This window comes from Mycobacterium sp. NGS69, from assembly GCF_059812165.1.
In genome coordinates this window covers 77,972-93,242 of record NZ_JCALCD010000006.1, presented here as the reverse complement: position 1 = coordinate 93,242, position 15,271 = coordinate 77,972, and the positions used below count along the sequence as shown (strand labels likewise).

Here is a 15,271-nt window from a genome sequence, read left to right as displayed (position 1 = left end):
CTCACAGCGCCTTTCTCAAAAGTTTCAGCTGCACCAACGCATCAATGTCGCGGCTGGTGGTCTCTTTGTCCCAGTTGGAGTACGCGGGGACCTGACGCTCGTCGACCGAAATCCAGCGGTTGGCGGCATCGACCACGACGCCCCCGTCGCCATCGCGGACGTCATCGCAAACGAGGGATTCGCCGTGCACCCGGCTGTTATCGGTTGCCGGGTCATCGTAATCGCCCTCCATCATTGTCCTCCTTGATATTCCGTTCGTGCAGCGGTGACTGGCCGGCGAGTGGAATCGCTCACCACCGGTCGAAATGCACCACGTCGTCGAGTGGAATCCGTTTGGCACGGCGGAAGGTCGTGCCGGTGTAGTAGGCGGTGGGGATTGTCGTGGCGTGATAGACGTTGTCGGGCAGCCCGAGGATGGCCCGCATCTCGTCATCTGCCATTACGGTCACTCCGGTCCAGGTGGTTCCCAAACCTCGAGAACGCGCGGCGAGCATGTAGCTCCACGCGGCCGGCATGATCGAACTCCAATACTGGTTAGCGTTTTCGCCCGTCAGCCTGCCGTCACCATCGATGACCTCGACGCACGGGATCGTCAAGACGGGGACCTCGCCGATGTGCTCGGCGAGATACGCCGCGCTGTCGGACACTTTGCGCTGCTCGCGATTGCGCGCGGCGTCGTCCTTGAATCGATCGGCGACCGCGAAAGGGGACGCGGCGATCAAGTCCCATGTGCGGCGGTACACCTCGCCGATCGCACGACGCTGTCCGGTGTCGGTGACGATGATGAAGCTCCAGTTCTGCACGTTGGCCGACGTCGGTGCCTGCACCGCAATTTCCAGGCATTCCCGGATCAGGCTGATGGGAACGGGTTTGGTCAAATCGAGACGTTTGCGTACCGAGCGGGTCGTGGTCAGCAGTGCGTCGGTGGACAAAGCGGCGAGGGGGTATTCGCTCACGTTCGGATCGCTCATTCCGGCAGGATCGCGGTGACTTCGACTTCCACGCGGATGTTGGGCCATACCAGTCCGTCGATGATGCTGAACATGGCGGCGGGTTCGTGGCGGATGATCTCTTTGCTCACCGCCAGGTAGGCGGACGCATTGTCACGGCTGGTGACCCATTGGCGCATGTAGACAATGTCGGTGAGCTTCGCACCGGCCTTGCCGAGCGCTTTTTCGACATTGGCCCAGCACTGCCGGGCTTCGTCTGTGAAGTCCTCCGGCAGGGTGCCGTCTTCGCGCACTCCGGGCGTTCCGGAGACGAAAATCTTTGTGCCGCCGCCGGATACGGTGACAGCGTCGGCGTATTTGCCAATGTGAGCGGCCACTCCGGTGTGGATCCGGCTAATGATGGTCATCTCGAGACTCCTTGGTGATGTGGTTATTTCGGCGAATTGGTTGGATGTCGTTCGTGATGACCACTCCGCTGGGCTGATGGCCCGCGACGACTTGGGCGAGAGCCGAGGCGGCCTGATCCAGGCCGCAGGATCGCGGGGTCGGCATCCTCAGCTGATGAGAGTCGAGCAGCGCGGTCAGGCGGCCGAGTTGAGCGCCATCGGAGCGGACGTAAACTGCGGTGACGCTGACGCCTCGGGTGGCTGCGGGCAGGTCGGGAGTGATGGTGGCCAGCCGGCCGCCGTCGGCAAGAGCGGTCATTGCCGCGACAGCACCACCGGGCGCGGCGTTGGCGGCGGCGTCGATGGAGCCCTTCGCCAACGCGCTTGCGTGTTGGGGCCACATCGGATCGCGGTAGTCGATTACTTCGCGGGCCCCATACCCGCGGACTCGGTCGGCGCTGCGAGGGCTGGCGGTGGCGAGCACATCGACCCCACGCAGGGCCGCGAGCTGGACGATCAGGCCGCCCGTGATTCCACCCGCGCCATTGACGAGCAACGTCTCTCCACGGTGAACGGCCAACGCCTCATCGACCACCTGCTCGGCGGTCAACGCCGGCACCGGAAAGATCGCTGCGGTCTCCCACGAAACCGTGGGCGGTTTGTGGGCGAGCGATCCGATGGGTGCGATCAGAAACGGCGCCCACGTGCCTTGGTCGCGGAGCGGCACAGGGTGGCCCAGCACCTCATCCCCCACGCTGAACATGCCCGGGCGAGCCCCAACGGCCGTGATGACACCGGCAGCCTCGACGCCGAGCGCCAGCGGCGGCCTCGTGCCAACGTCCCAACCGCCGGTGCGAATGATGTCGTCCCAGTTACCCACGCCGGCGCTGCGAACGTCGATCAGGACCTCGTCGGCTGCCAACGGTCGCGGCTCGTCCACTTCGAGCGCCTCTACTTCGCCGCCGAGCGTGCGCACCCCGGCTACAAGCATGGTCACGGTAACAAGACCGACGAGTCGTAGTTCATTTTGGTTCCTCGGGTTTCATTCACTTAAGCGCTCTTCTGTGCTTGCTGCGCCTCGTTCTTCAGCAGCGAGGCGAGTTCAGACTCTTGGGCGAGTAGCGGATCCCAGACCTGATTGACCGTGGGATGTGGCGCGACAGCATGGCGTAGCAGATCGACTGGGACCTTCGCGAGGATAGCCAGGGTGGCTGCCTGAACCAGTTCGGAGAACTGCGGGCCGACAAATGTCGCTCCGAGCAGTGTGTTGGTCTCGTCGTCAATGACCAGCTTCGCCCATCCTCGGAAGCCATCCCGGTAAAGGGCCAGGAATGACACTGCGCCAGGGTAATGGGCAGTTCGCGTCCGCACCGCGAATCCTTCTGCTCGGGCCTGACTTTCGGTGCGGCCTGCCCAGGCCACTTGGGGCTCAGTGTGGATAACCTGCGCCAGATTGCCGGCATCACGGGCGGTCAACTCGTCCCCGGACAGTTCGAGCCCCGCGGCCCGGGCCGCGATGATGTCGGCCACGAGACGGCCGTGGTAAGTGGAGATATGAGACAGCCGAGCTCGCCCGGTGGTGTCGCCCAGAGCGTAGAGCCAGTCGCCTGTGACGCCGACCGCCTGGAGATGGTCGTTCACAGAAACGATCCCGCCGCCCGGCAGGCCAAGGGTTTCCAGTCCGATGTTGTCGGTGTTGGTGCGCCGTCCGGCGGCCAGGACGATCTCGTCTATCTCGATGGTCTGGCGGTGAAAAGTTGCAGTGACGGGGCCGCCCGGCACGGGGCGAGTTACCGCCGACAACTCTGTCTCGAAGTGAATCTTCACGCCTTTGTCTCGCAGCGACTGCGTGACCAGCTCGCGAGCTTCGGGTTCGCAGGTGGTAAGTAGGGTGTTCTCACGTACGAAAAGCGTTACCGCGGAGCCCAAACCGGTCAGGATGGTCGCGAACTCGACGGCGACGGGGCCGCCACCCACCACCAGCGCGCGACGTGGCACCTTTGTCATGGTCGTTAAGTCCCGATTGGTCCACGGGCGTGCCTGCGCCAGCCCAGGTATCGCCGGCACGTTAGGACGAGTGCCGGTGGCCACAACGACGGCGTGGCGTGCAGTCAAGACGGCTTCGGTGTTATCGGCGTGCGTCACGCGTACTGTTCGATCGCCGCTCAACCGGCCGAACCCATGAACCACTGCTACACCGGCTTGCCGCAGTGATGCTGTTCGGTCTTGGTCCGAGAGGTGCTCGATGATCGCGTCGCGCTTCGCGAACACGGCCTTGATGTCGAGTCCTACATCCGGAATAACTTCTCGCACACCAGGAACCGCTTTCGCCAGATTGAGGACCTCGATTGGCCGAAGCAACGTTTTGCTCGGGTTGCATCCCCAGTAATGACACTCCCCGGCGACCAGACGATCCTCAACGAGCGCTACCGAAAAGCCTGCGGACGCGAGCTTCCGCACGGCGGCCACACCCCCAACCCCGCCCCCGACGACGACCACGTCGAACTCTCTACCGGCTTTCATCTATCCTCGCTTCAGCAAGACTGGATAGGACGCCAGTGGGGTGAGGCGGCGATGTTGTGCCAAGTATCGCGTAGGCGGCGGCTGCGCTTGCTGCGGAGAAGACACTGTAGCTAAGCGGTTTTTCGATACCGAGGGATACGGCCATCGCGGTTCCAAAGATTATGAGCACCAGGCAAGTTGCCGCCCCGACGAGTTTCGGCCACCGGCCCGTCAGGAGCAGGACTCCCAGGGTCGCTTCTGTGACGGTGACAGTCCACACAGTGACGGTCAATAACCAACCGGAAGCAAGCGGAACAAGCTGATGGGTATAGTCGGCGAAGGCGCTCATGCTCCCCCAACCACCTTGCCCAAACGGCTTCCACCAGCCGAATCGGTCGGCCACGGCGGACAGAAAGGCCGTCGCGAGTGACAACCCTAGTGCGACCCGGACAATCCGGATAGCGCTTGGCGTGTGCATGATCTCTTCCTGCTAACGCGGCGGCTCGGTGTCGTCCGTGGTGAGCGGCCCGTCTCCGGTGTCGAGCAGGAAGACGGCGAGTAGTTCAGCGGGTTCGGTTGTGCTGGCATTTTCGCTGATCGTGTGATGCGCGCCGGGAGCTTCACTCCACGTCTCACCGGGGTGATAGATGCGTTCAGGCTGACCCTCGACTTGACTGCGGATTGCTCCGGAGATCACGTAGGCCATGATGAACGCCGATTTCGCGTGATGGTGAGCCCCGCTTTTAGCCCCGGGTGGATAGCTGACGGTCACCGCTTCAAGTGATTTGCCTGGAACGTTGGTGGATTGATTGAAAACTGGTCGGACAACCGGGTTTTGGTCCGAATTCTGTGGCGCCGGCTCGGCGCGGACCACGGGCGCGAGCATCACAACGGCGATCACTGCGGCCAGTATTACTTTTAGCGGCATTATGGCTGCCTTTCCTTGTCAGTCTTCGGCTACGCGCAGGATCGTCTTGCCGGAGATGCGCTTGTCCGGAGCGAATGCGGTGGCGGCTTCGGCGAGTGGCACCACGGCGGCGACGACGGGCTTGAGGCGTCCATCCCGTACCCGCGCGGCGAGGCCTGCGAGTTGGGCGCGATCGGCTTCGACAAGGAAGAAGATTGCCCGCCCGTCGTGCGGCTGGGTCTTCGGCGGCTCGGCGATGGTGACCAGCGTCCCGCCGGCCCGCACCAGAGCCGCCGAACGGGCCAGAATGTCCCCGCCGATCACGTCAAACACCACATCGACTTCGCCTGCGTCCTCCAGCTTTTCGGTCTCCAGGTCGAGGAAGGTGTGGACGCCGAGCTCCCCCGCCCTGTCTCGGTCTGCGGTCCGGCCGGTACCGATGACGCGCGCACCGGCCTCGCGAGCGAGCTGCACTGCTATCGACCCAACGCCACCCGCGGCGCCGTGAATCATCACCGTTTGTCCGGCGGCGAGGCGGCCGTGGTCGAATAGGCCCTGCCAGGCGGCCAATCCAGAGATCGGCAGCGCCGCGGCCACGGTGTGGTCGATGTCCATCGGTAGCGGTGCGAGGTTGCGGGCTTCCACCGCGACGTACTCCGCCAGCGAGCCGTTGCGGGCCCAGTCGGCGAGCCCGAACACCCGCTGGCCGACGGTCAAAAGGGTGGTGCCGTAGCCCAACTCAACCACGACGCCCGACAGCTCGTGGCCGGGGACGCTCGGTGTGCGGTCACGGCCCCCGCGGTCGATCCAGGTGTGCGGCCAGTCAAGCTCCCCGCGCGTGAAACCCGCGGCGTGCACCCGCACGACGACGTCGTTGTCGGCCGCCTGGGGGTAGGGCACGTCCGTCAGAGACAGGCCAGCGACGCCGGCGTCACGATCTGAAACAGTGATGGCTTGCATTACATGTCCTTCCTGATGCGGGGTGTTGTCATGGGGTCAGCCGCGGGCTGCGGTTGTACGCTGACGAGTTCAAGGCCAAGGTCACGGACCCGGTCAAGGAGTCCGTAAAGGTGTGACTGGTCCCGGATTTCACCAGTGAACTCGGTTTCGGTCGCACCGGCCTCGAGACGCATCCCTTCTAATGCCGACCCGAGCCGCTCGGTCACGCGGCCTCGAATGCAGATCCGGTACATCGTTGGCTGCACTTGACCTCCGCTCGCCAGCTGTTGATCAGCATTCATCGACGCGGGGTGAGTCGTCATCACCCCGCGAGCCAATTCACCCGGGTGAGCGCAAAGGCGTCACTCGCCGCCCCGGACGGGCTCAGAGTTCACGCCTTCATGCGCACGGCCGGGTCGCGATCGTACGGCCCGGAGTTGCTTCCGGTGGCTACGCCTCCGAGGTCCATGCTCGACAGCCGCAGAGTCCCTTGATAATCCGGTCGCTTCGCGGATGTAGCGGCCGATCTGGCGCAGTGAGCGGGCGGCTTCGGGGATCATCGGCGCGGCGAGTTGGAACACATGGATTTGGCCCGGCCATACCTTCACTTCGACCGGCACACCGGCGGTGGCCAGTCGTTGGGCCGCCAGCTGCGCGTCGTGCAGCAGCACCTCGGAACCGGACACATGGATCAAGGTGGGTGGCAGGCTCGGGTGGATGTGATCGAGCGGCTCGTAAGGCGCATCGGGACGGCCGTCGGCGTTCCGGTGAGCTGCGGCGCGGGTGATCAAGCCGTGCAAGGCGTCGAAGGCTCTGGGCGGAAACATTGCATCCGAGCCGGTGTTGGAGTAGGTCGTTTTGGGGCGTGTGGACAGTTGCAGCAGGGGCGACATGGCCACCAGCGCGGCGGGCTGTTCACCGCACTCGACCAGGCGTTGGGCCAGCGCTAGCGCCAGGTAGCCGCCGGCGGAATCGCCGGCCAGCACGATCTGATCGGGTCGATAGCCCTGTCCGCGCAACCACGAGTAGCCGTCGTAGCAGTCGTCGATTGCGTCGCTGATCGAATGTTTGGGAATCTTGCGGTAGTTGGGCACCAGAACGGGGCTGTCGGCGAAACTTGACAACATACTCACCAGTCGGCCGTGCGAGTAGGCGCCGCAGGTGAGGAACGCCCCGCCGTGTAGATACAGCACGACGCGGCGGGTGCCGTCGGCCGGTAGCACTCTGGCGGCACGTACAAGCTGCGCGGTGCAATGCGCCAGCGCGATGCCGGCACGTACCGTGCCCGGTGGCGGCGTGATGGCGCGGGCCGCGAGCTCGACGATGCCCCATGGCCATGGCGCCGAGGGCAGGTAGCTGCCCACGCTCAACGTGGGCCGGATCACTAGCCGAGCGCTCAGCCAGGCGATGCGTCCGGCCATGCTCGGACCGTCCTGGACGACGTCAACGACGGCTCCCGCGCGCCGCGGGTACCGTCGAGCTTTTCGCTCCCGGGCTGCTCTCGGACCGGGGCGCGGTGAACCCGACACGGTGGCGGGCGCGCTCACGTCAACGCTTCCAGGCCGGGGAGATCGGGTGCCTTAAGCCAACCCAACCGAATTCACGTGACGCCAAAAAGCGGTTCGCCGTCCACCGGCCCGCTCGCTGACGTTGCTCACTCATCAAAACGGGCGCCGAGACAGACCGCCGGCTCATCGTGCCGGCTCCTGATTGAGGGATGACGCGCACGCTCCGCATAAGCGCGTGCCCTGCCGCTCAACGAATCTAGGTGAGTCATTAGGCTTTTGGCGCGCACCCCCACATACCGGGCACTGCTCATCGGCGGCGGCCGCCTGCAGGTCACGGCGCGACCAGACGACCAATCGTCCCCGCGCCACGGCCTTGCGGCGTCGCCTGCCCGCGTATGCGATCAGCCCGGCTACGACCAAAGATGCCGCAGTTACGGCGGCTGCGACGCTGGAATCGACGAGCTGACCGATGATCAACATGAGGACCGCGTAATCACCGGCCACCACAGCCACACTCAGGGAGGCAATGCGTAGTGGGGTGGTCATGTCAGTCCCTCAAGCCCAATCGGGCGCACCGCGAAAACACTGCGCAGGTATCCAGTGGGACGACCGCAGGTGCTGCACACCGGGTGGTTGCCGCATCGCGACGCCATCTCGCGTTTGTCGCCCACGTAGGTCGCCATCGCCCATTGCACAGTAGCCAGACAGGGTTGACAGACTGTCTCGACGAGGTCGCCGTCTGGGCTTAGCCCCATCTGGTCGCACCCGTCGACGGCGTGTATCTCCGCGACCGCCACCGCCGGCGCACCGCATGTAATGCCAGTCGACAGCTGCTGCGCGCTGCAGATGGGCTGCAGCGCGCGAAGTTGGTCCTCGATCGTCCGGACGGTGTCCATCGCGGCATCTCCTTTCCGATGCGCCCAACGCCGGGCAAAGGCGGCGACGTCCCGCATTCGATGCGGCAGCCATGGTGTTCGCGCAGCGCCCCAGCCGTATTCAGCAGGCGATCGTTGAAATTGGTGACGCTTCATCTGTCTTCTCCGATTTGTCGCGATGGTGCCCGCCGGGGTGATTAACGCAGCCAGATCGTCTTCCCGTTATCGCAAACGGCTGCTGCATAATGCGCCCGGAGCGCAGATCCGCCATATGGTCGGCTCCACTTGGCCGGTAGTCGTCATCTACTGGGCCAGCATTCACGGATGCCGGATGAGTGGTCATCACCCGGCAAACTGATTCACCCGGGCGATTTGGCGAGCATTGCGAATATCCGAAAACCGCTGCGGGCCAATTCACTAGGGACGGTGGTCGTGTGACTACCGAAGGACGCTAGGTGCGGGCAAGCAGAAGACAACGGCTAGCTGGGACGGCTCTAAGTTGCTCGTAGCGGCCCGAAAACGGTTGACGTAGTGCGGATGCCGCACCCGCGGGAAATAATGGCACCAACAGAAGTGTGAAACCTCTTGGAGTGCAACATGATAGCGACTGCGCAGAGGTTGCGATTTGGGCACCAGTGAACGCCGCTGTCGACCGGATGCCCGGCTGTTGCGATTAGGGAGTGCGCCTGTGCGTCTGGCTATCTTGGTGCGCGGCGTCCCATTGCGCATCGATGCGGGTCACGCGGCGATATTCCACGGCGATCCACAGCGCTCCGGCGACCGCACCGAGAACGGCGATAAGTACCGTGGCGGAAAGCCATTCGTAATGTCGATAGGCGGCGGCTGCCGCCGCGCTAATCAGCCCCAACATCGCTACCACCAGCAGGATCAACCCAGGCCAGAAGAAGTTATCCTTCACCGTCATACCCGCGTGCGGTTGCGTGGTCCGGCAGTGATCCGTCGGATCGTCGTGCGTGTCTCCCATTACCGCTCCCTCCATCGTCGGATGGATAAACAAAGCCCTAATCACCGCGCGGACCCAGTCGAAATACGGAATCTCGAATCCGACCAGCGACGCACACCTGTTCGCGCCGGCGCGTATTTGGTCAGGTCCAGCCGGCCGCATCGCGGATGAGCAGCTCCGGCAGCGTAATCGCCCCAATCGTTGTCACGAGCCACACCACCATCGTCGTGGCCAGCCAGGATGCCATGCCGTCGACGGTGAGTCCGAGCGACGATACTGACGCGAGGATCAATGCGACGATCGTCAATGCCAAGCCGGTGCCCCCAAGGAGCAGCGGCGCATACCGATGGGGCAGCTTCACGATCGACACGGACAAAATCGCCTGCATGACGGAGAACATCACTACGGCGACGATGAACCCGGGTATGGATACCGAAACTCCAGGAACGATCCACGCCGCAACCAGGAGTCCGATCGTCCACGACACAAGGAGCATGATTGCCTGCAGCAGGATTGGCCTCATGGCAATGAGGGGAAGTCGCGGAGCTGGGCCCATGTCCACCCGTTTGAGGCGCCGACCTCGTCTAGCGTCGAATTCTGCGCCCATCGCTCAGTCCCCTTTCCAGGATTTCTTCACCTGCTACGCCGTTCTGAACGTTGGTTGTGTGGCGCCGAAACAATCGGTCGTTGGCGCGCATGTCGTCGTAAGCAAGCCTGGCCCGGTGCGGGGTGAGCTGTCTTCATCCTGCAGAGCCAATCACCCGGGTGAGAACATTCGGAGGCCGTTACCGCGGCATCGAGTGCGGCTTAGCGACTGGTAGCCAGACCTTTGTTGTGCCCGTGTTGTTATGGCTGGCCATCCGCGAGGACAGTTGCGGAGCCCGCCTGCGAACCCATCCCCCAACCTCAACTCTGGCTCGCCGGATCAGGCGATGCCGTAATCCCTCATCTTGCGATAGATCGTCGCCCGCGACATTCCCAAGGCTATCGCCGCCTGCAGCTTGTTGTTGTCGTTGTCCTCCAGGCTGCGAACAATGGCGTCTCGCTCAAGCGCCTCCATCTGGGTGAGCTTTCGCTTCGCAAGCGATCGACACTCGGGCGGCAGCTTGTCAGCACCGATAACGCCCGAACGTTGTCGCGCAACGGTTTCCGCAAGGACTCGCCGCAACTGTGCCACGTTACCCGGCCACGGCAGTTTACAGAGTTGCCGCATCGCATCGGCAGCAAGGCGCACATCAGCGCCGGAGGTCAGCTCGCGCAGCAGGAACGGCACCAGCACCTCGATGTCTTCAATCCGATACCGCAGCGCGGGCACTGTCACGGTGTGGATGAAGAGCGGCAGCAGCAGCTCAATCATCGGTGAAGGCGTCGATGAACTCATCGTCGCGGCGATCCATCCGCGACTTGCACGCGATTGCAACACCGAAACGACGGCTGCGAGTGTCCCCTCGTCGACACAGTCCACGTCGGAAATCACCACGGCAAAGTCATCACCGTCGGTTTGGGTCACGATCTCGGCGACGAAAAGCGCTGGCGTCGGGAATGTTTCAGCCCGCATCACACGCACCGTCTTCGTCGGATGTACGTACTGTGCGACCGCCTGCGCCAGCTTGGCTCGTCCGGATCCCTTCTCGCCTTCGAGCACAACCCAATCTCGGTCTCGGCAACAGCGCTCGACCTGCTGACAGCTGCGCCGCCATGAGCTGCTACGCCCAACGATGCCAGGAATGTGCGACGCGACCGATTGGCGAGTGGCGACAGGGTGCGCTATTGCCTCGGTCGACAGATGCACATGGAAAACAACGTTCGTCCTGCCACGGATCTCCGCATAGTCGACGACAGAGATGTTGGCCGTCGTTCCACTCGGCAGCACCGCCAGCGGATGCCGCGTAGCCGTAGTGTGAAGCAGATCCGAGGCATGTTCGAGCAGAGCGATTTGATCATTGGTTTCCAGTGTCTGCCGCAGGTAGCGGTTCATCAGCAACACGTCACCGCCGATCGCCAGCACACCGAGTGGGAGCCGTCGCGCCTGGTTGCGATACGCCTCCAGAAGCGCGATCTCGCTCGCGTGGGCCGACTCTCTCAGCCGGTCCTCGATCTGGCTTCCCAGGCTCTTGACCAACGGCAACAACACCGGATTCGATCGGCTGGCCCAGCAGGTGAGATCAACGACGCCGACCAGTCTCTGGGTTATCGGATCACGGATCGGAGCTCCCGCACAGGCAAGCTCACCCAGCGGCCCGACGAAATGCTCGCCGCCACAAATGAACGCGGGCCGCCCGGTCTCGATCGCGGTCCCAATCCCGTTGGTACCGGCGAATTCCTCAGCGTAGCTGTAGCCGGGGGCAAGGCTCACCGAATCCAGTGCGTTCATGAAGACCGCTTCCGAGGCGGAGCGATCCATCACTACACCGTCGGCCGAGGTGAGGATGACCGACATCGCCTCGATGGTCACGTCCTGCGTGATGCCCTGTAGCACAGGCTCCGCGGCGTGAGCTAATCGTGAGTCGGTATCCGGCTGCCGAACATAGGGCAAATCGAGCCGGTCGGGGTGAACCCGCATGGCCTGGGACCGACGCCAGGAGTCCAGCACGCTTGGGGGCACGGTGTCCGCCACCAAGGATCCGTCGCACAAGAACCGTTCCCTCAACCGGCGAACGTCGGTTTGGATGTCGGCCCGCAAGCTCATCGATGCATGGACCTCGCTCCCCGAACCGAGCGGCGCAGCCGCCCCCCAATACCGGCGTCTCAGATTGAGACGCGCAACCCTGCTCAGATTGAGACGTTCAGTCTACGCCCGCGGCGGTGTCATGGGTCACATCAGCTAACACCGGACGGATCGGAGAAATGACGGTGAGGCAGCAATGGGCACACAGCGTCGAACGCAACGGCGGCTCGGCTGTCAGGCGATCCGATGCCGGTCATCGCCGCCCGAGCCGCCCGATGCGGTGTGACAACCACAACGTTGTCCAGCGAAAGGCATAGAGAAATGACTATCTATCAGCTGACCGATCGCCTACACAACGGCCGTACCGTACGCGTCCAAGCAGATCAAATCGCGGCGACGGTTGGCTCATGGCTGGCCGAGTTGGGCGCCTGCAGTCCACTAGTAGATTTGCTCAGCCAAGCGGTGCGCGATGGTGACTGGCCTGCGACACACGGGATAGCCGACTACCTGTCGGTGGAAGTCCAGGTGGCGGCATGACACATCCCCGTGCACCCGGGCGCGCGTGTCTGCCGGGTCCGTCGCAAGCAATGGTCGACCGCGATCCACAGCAGGTCCGGTGGAGGAGCACGCCTACACTGGCTTCCAGCGCTAGCGGTGCCGATAACTGTGGACGACACAACGGGGAGGTCTTCCGCCCGCCTACTTCACGTCGGCGGGCGGCGGTTGGCGTGAGCACCACGAGGGCGTCAGGGAACGTGCACATACCGCCGATTCGCGGGCGGGCGGGCGAGCTGAAGGTGATCGGCGCGCTGATCGCGGCGGTTGCTCAGGGACGCGGGGGCGTACTGGTCATCGAGGGGCCGCCAGGCATCGGGAAGAGCCGCTTGTTGACCGAGGTCTTAGCGCTCGCCGAGACGGCCGGTGTTCGAGCACTATTCGGCGAAGCCTTCGAATACCAGCAGGCGGTACCGTTTTTCTCGCTATTCATGGCGACCCTGCGCGCGGATCCCCCTGTCGGTGATGCGGAAGCGTTGCGCCGGCTGGGCGGCTCGGCCGATCTGCGTTACTGGGTGGTACACGATCTGGCCGACGCGATTCATGCGGCAGCCGCGGAAACCCCGCTGGCGATTGTGCTGGAGGACATCCACTGGGCCGATAACGGCACGGCGTTGGCGCTACGGTCGCTCGCCACAATGCGCCCGGATGTTCCTGTCTTGTGGGTGTTGACCGCCCGCGCCGGGGCTGGCGGGCCGGCGGTGCAGGAGACCTTGTCGGTGCTGCACCGCGCGAACGCCACGTTCGTGCGATTGGCCGCCATGGCGCCGGACGCCGTCGCCGACATGGTCTGCGACGCCGTGCGGGCGAGGGCAGATGCATCGCTACTCGATCTGGCCGCCAAGGCGCACGGCAATCCGTTTTTGGTCACCGAGCTGGTCGGGGGTCTGGGCGAGGAAGGCCGGCTCAATCTCTCCGGGGGCCGTGCGATGGTCACTGGAGACGCGTTGCCGCGGCGCCTGGGCGCAACAATGCATCAGCGGCTGGACCTGCTCTCCGAGGGTGCTTCCGAGGTGGTGCGGGTGGCCGCGGTGCTGCCCGACCGGTTTTCGGCGGGCTTGCTTGCCGCGATGCTGGAACGGTCGCCGGCGTCGTTGCTCTCTGCGCTCGAGGAGGCGGTGCGCGCGGATCTGCTCGTGGAAGATGGTGAGCGGCTGAGGTTTCGGCATGATTTGCTGCGTGAGGCCACCCGGCAGTCACTACCCCAGTCGCTGCGCCGAGCGATGGAGCGCCAGTCGGCGTCGGTCCTGCTGGGCATGGGCGCGGCCCCGGCCGAGGTCGCCACCCAGCTGGCACGAAGCGCAGAGCCCGGGGACAGGGAGGCGGTCGGCGCCCTGCGGCAGGCCGCTCAGTCGGTGGGCCGCGGCGATGCGAGTGCGGCCGCGGACTTGTGCAAGCGTGCCTTGGATCTGTTGCCTGACGATGACGCTGAGCACGGGTCACTGGTAGCGGAAACGGTGGAGTTGCTCAACCGGGCCAGCCGCTACAGCGAGGCCGAAGAATTGGCGGTTGCGGCGCTCTCCGAGGCAGCGTCGCCGGAGGAAGAGGCCGAGATTCGCCTCCGGTTCCCGACGATCAATATGCACAGTGCCCAGCGGCGGGTGGAAGAGAATCGCCGAGCGCTGCAGTTGGGCGGCATCAGCGAGGTCACCCGGGCGCGACATCTGGCATTGCTGGCCTACAACCTGCTCTACGACCAGCGTGGGCAAGAGCGCGCGGCGGCCGACGAGGCCGCTGCGGCTGCGGCAGCGACCGGCGATATCGAGTCCAAGATCGTGGCCGCTGTCACCCATGCTTGTCTCGACTGTGCGGACGGCTATGCGGGCCGCGCCCTCGGCCACCTCGAGGAGGCCGGCGCGCTCGCACGCGCGAGTGATCCGACACCAGCCCATGATTTGCTCGCGGCGCACCACGCGAACCTGCTGGCGGTGGTCGGCCGGTTGGACGATGCCGCAGCCCAGATCGCCAACGGAATGGAGCAGGCGCGCCGGGAACGCAACGCGATGGCCCTTGATATCTGGGCCGACATCGACGCCTGGGTTCATCTCGCCGCGGGCCGGTTGTCCGCAGCTCGCGCCGAGGTTGAGTCCCTGCCACGCGCGCGGCGGACCGGCGCGACCGACCTGGACGTGATCCGCATGGCCCTTCTGGCCAAAGTTGCGGCGCACACTGATGACCGAAACCTGCTGCAGCAGACGGCCAATGACGCGCGTAATGCTTACCCCACCGGCGCATCTACCGTACGTCGGGCAGCGGCGCATGTGCTCGCGCTGGCAGCGTGGCAGCGCGACGACGTCCATGACGCGATGCGCTGGCTCGGCGACATCACCTTAATCGGGACACCACTCACGCCTGAGGTCTTGGATCTGGTTGTCTTGGGTGCGCGGGTGGCCTCGGCGGGCGGCGATGCCGGCTTACGCGCACGTGTCCTGCAAGCCACCGAGGCGCTGGAGCGTGAGCGGTCACCGGTGCCGCTGTTCTCGGGGGTGGCCGGATATGCCCGCGGAATCCTCGAACGTGACATCCACGCATTGGTGGCTGCCGCGGAGTGGCTTCACTCGTCTTCGCGACCGCTCCTCTACGCGAGCGCGGCCGAGGACGCCGGCGGCGTGCTGAGCCATGCACCGCGCAACGCTGAGGCGCTCGACTATCTCAACGCGGCATTCGACACCTACGTCGAGCACGAAGCGATTGCCGATGCCCGCCGAGTCGGCCGCGCGCTGCGCCGACTCGGCGTGGAACGCCGCATCGTCACACACTCGCGCCCAACAACGGGCTGGGACAGCCTCACCGACTCCGAACTCACGATCGTCCATTTGATCGCCGAAGGCGCGACCAACCGCGACGTCGCCATCGAACTGCACCTCTCCCCCCACACCGTCAAGACCCACGTCCACAACGCATTCGCCAAACTCGGCATCACATCCCGCGCCCAGTTGACGCAGCTCATGCGCCCCTCGGATTGACCGACAGCAAATCTGGTCGATGACGTGCGCGGCCTACAATGACGTGCACTT

At 64.5% G+C, this 15,271-nt stretch carries 16 protein-coding genes; 2 read left to right on the top strand and 14 right to left on the bottom strand.

The window, feature by feature from the left end; translation table 11 throughout:
- Position 1: 1 nt before the first annotated feature.
- The 14 genes from AC5Y2S_RS18690 to AC5Y2S_RS18625 form a co-directional block, all read right to left on the bottom strand.
- Positions 2–232: a hypothetical protein gene (locus tag AC5Y2S_RS18690; RefSeq protein ID WP_499957528.1), complete on the bottom strand. Its 231-nt coding sequence runs from the start codon at positions 230–232 to the stop codon at positions 2–4.
- A 58-nt stretch (positions 233–290) separates the two neighbouring features.
- Positions 291–971, bottom strand: coding sequence for a nitroreductase family protein (locus AC5Y2S_RS18685; RefSeq protein WP_499957526.1), 681 nt, complete (start codon positions 969–971; stop codon positions 291–293).
- The gene (locus tag AC5Y2S_RS18680) at positions 968–1,357 is read right to left on the bottom strand and encodes a RidA family protein (RefSeq protein ID WP_499957525.1); all 390 of its coding nucleotides are present in this window, start codon (positions 1,355–1,357) and stop codon (positions 968–970) included. The genes AC5Y2S_RS18685 and AC5Y2S_RS18680 overlap by 4 nt, the downstream gene beginning before the upstream one ends.
- Positions 1,344–2,327 (bottom strand): NADP-dependent oxidoreductase, encoded by a 984-nt coding sequence (locus AC5Y2S_RS18675; protein WP_499957975.1) that lies wholly within the window; start codon positions 2,325–2,327, stop codon positions 1,344–1,346. Before AC5Y2S_RS18675 ends, AC5Y2S_RS18680 begins: the two co-directional genes overlap by 14 nt.
- A gap of 59 nt (positions 2,328–2,386) precedes the next feature.
- Positions 2,387–3,859, bottom strand: coding sequence for a dihydrolipoyl dehydrogenase family protein (locus AC5Y2S_RS18670; RefSeq protein ID WP_499957523.1), 1,473 nt, complete (start codon positions 3,857–3,859; stop codon positions 2,387–2,389).
- Complete coding sequence (locus AC5Y2S_RS18665; protein ID WP_499957521.1) at positions 3,846–4,316, bottom strand: hypothetical protein; 471 nt, start codon at positions 4,314–4,316, stop codon at positions 3,846–3,848. Before AC5Y2S_RS18665 ends, AC5Y2S_RS18670 begins: the two co-directional genes overlap by 14 nt.
- Before the next feature lie 12 nt (positions 4,317–4,328).
- The gene (locus AC5Y2S_RS18660; protein ID WP_499957520.1) at positions 4,329–4,766 is read right to left on the bottom strand and encodes a cupin domain-containing protein; all 438 of its coding nucleotides are present in this window, start codon (positions 4,764–4,766) and stop codon (positions 4,329–4,331) included.
- Between the two features lie 18 nt (positions 4,767–4,784).
- Positions 4,785–5,705 (bottom strand): NADP-dependent oxidoreductase, encoded by a 921-nt coding sequence (locus AC5Y2S_RS18655; protein WP_499957518.1) that lies wholly within the window; start codon positions 5,703–5,705, stop codon positions 4,785–4,787.
- The gene (locus AC5Y2S_RS18650) at positions 5,705–5,938 is read right to left on the bottom strand and encodes a DUF8691 family protein (protein WP_499957974.1); all 234 of its coding nucleotides are present in this window, start codon (positions 5,936–5,938) and stop codon (positions 5,705–5,707) included. The genes AC5Y2S_RS18655 and AC5Y2S_RS18650 overlap by 1 nt, the downstream gene beginning before the upstream one ends.
- Before the next feature lie 108 nt (positions 5,939–6,046).
- Positions 6,047–7,231 carry an alpha/beta hydrolase gene (locus AC5Y2S_RS18645; RefSeq protein ID WP_499957516.1) on the bottom strand — a complete coding sequence of 395 codons (1,185 nt, stop codon included), beginning with the start codon at positions 7,229–7,231 and terminating at the stop codon, positions 6,047–6,049.
- 503 nt (positions 7,232–7,734) lie between these two features.
- A complete protein-coding gene (locus AC5Y2S_RS18640) occupies positions 7,735–8,088 on the bottom strand; it encodes a phosphoenolpyruvate carboxylase (RefSeq protein WP_499957515.1) in 354 nt (117 codons plus the stop codon).
- 652 nt (positions 8,089–8,740) lie between these two features.
- Positions 8,741–9,052, bottom strand: a complete 312-nt coding sequence (gene usfY / locus AC5Y2S_RS18635; RefSeq protein WP_499957514.1) for a protein UsfY — start codon at positions 9,050–9,052, stop codon at positions 8,741–8,743.
- A 121-nt stretch (positions 9,053–9,173) separates the two neighbouring features.
- Positions 9,174–9,554 carry a hypothetical protein gene (locus AC5Y2S_RS18630; protein ID WP_499957513.1) on the bottom strand — a complete coding sequence of 127 codons (381 nt, stop codon included), beginning with the start codon at positions 9,552–9,554 and terminating at the stop codon, positions 9,174–9,176.
- Between the two features lie 402 nt (positions 9,555–9,956).
- Entirely contained in the window at positions 9,957–11,720 is a 1,764-nt protein-coding gene (locus tag AC5Y2S_RS18625) for a sigma-54-dependent Fis family transcriptional regulator (RefSeq protein ID WP_499957512.1), read from the bottom strand.
- A 300-nt stretch (positions 11,721–12,020) separates the two neighbouring features.
- Here AC5Y2S_RS18625 and AC5Y2S_RS18620 point away from each other — a divergent pair, with 300 nt between their 5' ends.
- Entirely contained in the window at positions 12,021–12,236 is a 216-nt protein-coding gene (locus AC5Y2S_RS18620) for an Rv2628 protein family (RefSeq protein ID WP_499957511.1), read from the top strand.
- A 191-nt stretch (positions 12,237–12,427) separates the two neighbouring features.
- Positions 12,428–15,220 (top strand): helix-turn-helix transcriptional regulator, encoded by a 2,793-nt coding sequence (locus AC5Y2S_RS18615; RefSeq protein ID WP_499957510.1) that lies wholly within the window; start codon positions 12,428–12,430, stop codon positions 15,218–15,220.
- The last annotated feature ends 51 nt before the right edge of the window (positions 15,221–15,271 follow it).

Bases quoted from the DNA above. Each gene is read 5' to 3' on its own strand.
- AC5Y2S_RS18690 (WP_499957528.1), bottom strand. From the start codon at position 232: ATGGAGGGCGATTACGATGACCCGGCAACCGATAACAGCCGGGTGCAC.
- AC5Y2S_RS18685 (WP_499957526.1), bottom strand. From the start codon at position 971: ATGAGCGATCCGAACGTGAGCGAATACCCCCTCGCCGCTTTGTCCACC.
- AC5Y2S_RS18680 (WP_499957525.1), bottom strand. From the start codon at position 1,357: ATGACCATCATTAGCCGGATCCACACCGGAGTGGCCGCTCACATTGGC.
- AC5Y2S_RS18675 (WP_499957975.1), bottom strand. From the start codon at position 2,327: ATGCTTGTAGCCGGGGTGCGCACGCTCGGCGGCGAAGTAGAGGCGCTC.
- AC5Y2S_RS18670 (WP_499957523.1), bottom strand. From the start codon at position 3,859: ATGAAAGCCGGTAGAGAGTTCGACGTGGTCGTCGTCGGGGGCGGGGTT.
- AC5Y2S_RS18665 (WP_499957521.1), bottom strand. From the start codon at position 4,316: ATGCACACGCCAAGCGCTATCCGGATTGTCCGGGTCGCACTAGGGTTG.
- AC5Y2S_RS18660 (WP_499957520.1), bottom strand. From the start codon at position 4,766: ATGCCGCTAAAAGTAATACTGGCCGCAGTGATCGCCGTTGTGATGCTC.
- AC5Y2S_RS18655 (WP_499957518.1), bottom strand. From the start codon at position 5,705: ATGCAAGCCATCACTGTTTCAGATCGTGACGCCGGCGTCGCTGGCCTG.
- AC5Y2S_RS18650 (WP_499957974.1), bottom strand. From the start codon at position 5,938: ATGTACCGGATCTGCATTCGAGGCCGCGTGACCGAGCGGCTCGGGTCG.
- AC5Y2S_RS18640 (WP_499957515.1), bottom strand. From the start codon at position 8,088: ATGGACACCGTCCGGACGATCGAGGACCAACTTCGCGCGCTGCAGCCC.
- usfY (WP_499957514.1), bottom strand. From the start codon at position 9,052: ATGGGAGACACGCACGACGATCCGACGGATCACTGCCGGACCACGCAA.
- AC5Y2S_RS18630 (WP_499957513.1), bottom strand. From the start codon at position 9,554: ATGAGGCCAATCCTGCTGCAGGCAATCATGCTCCTTGTGTCGTGGACG.
- AC5Y2S_RS18625 (WP_499957512.1), bottom strand. From the start codon at position 11,720: ATGAGCTTGCGGGCCGACATCCAAACCGACGTTCGCCGGTTGAGGGAA.
- AC5Y2S_RS18620 (WP_499957511.1), top strand. From the start codon at position 12,021: ATGACTATCTATCAGCTGACCGATCGCCTACACAACGGCCGTACCGTA.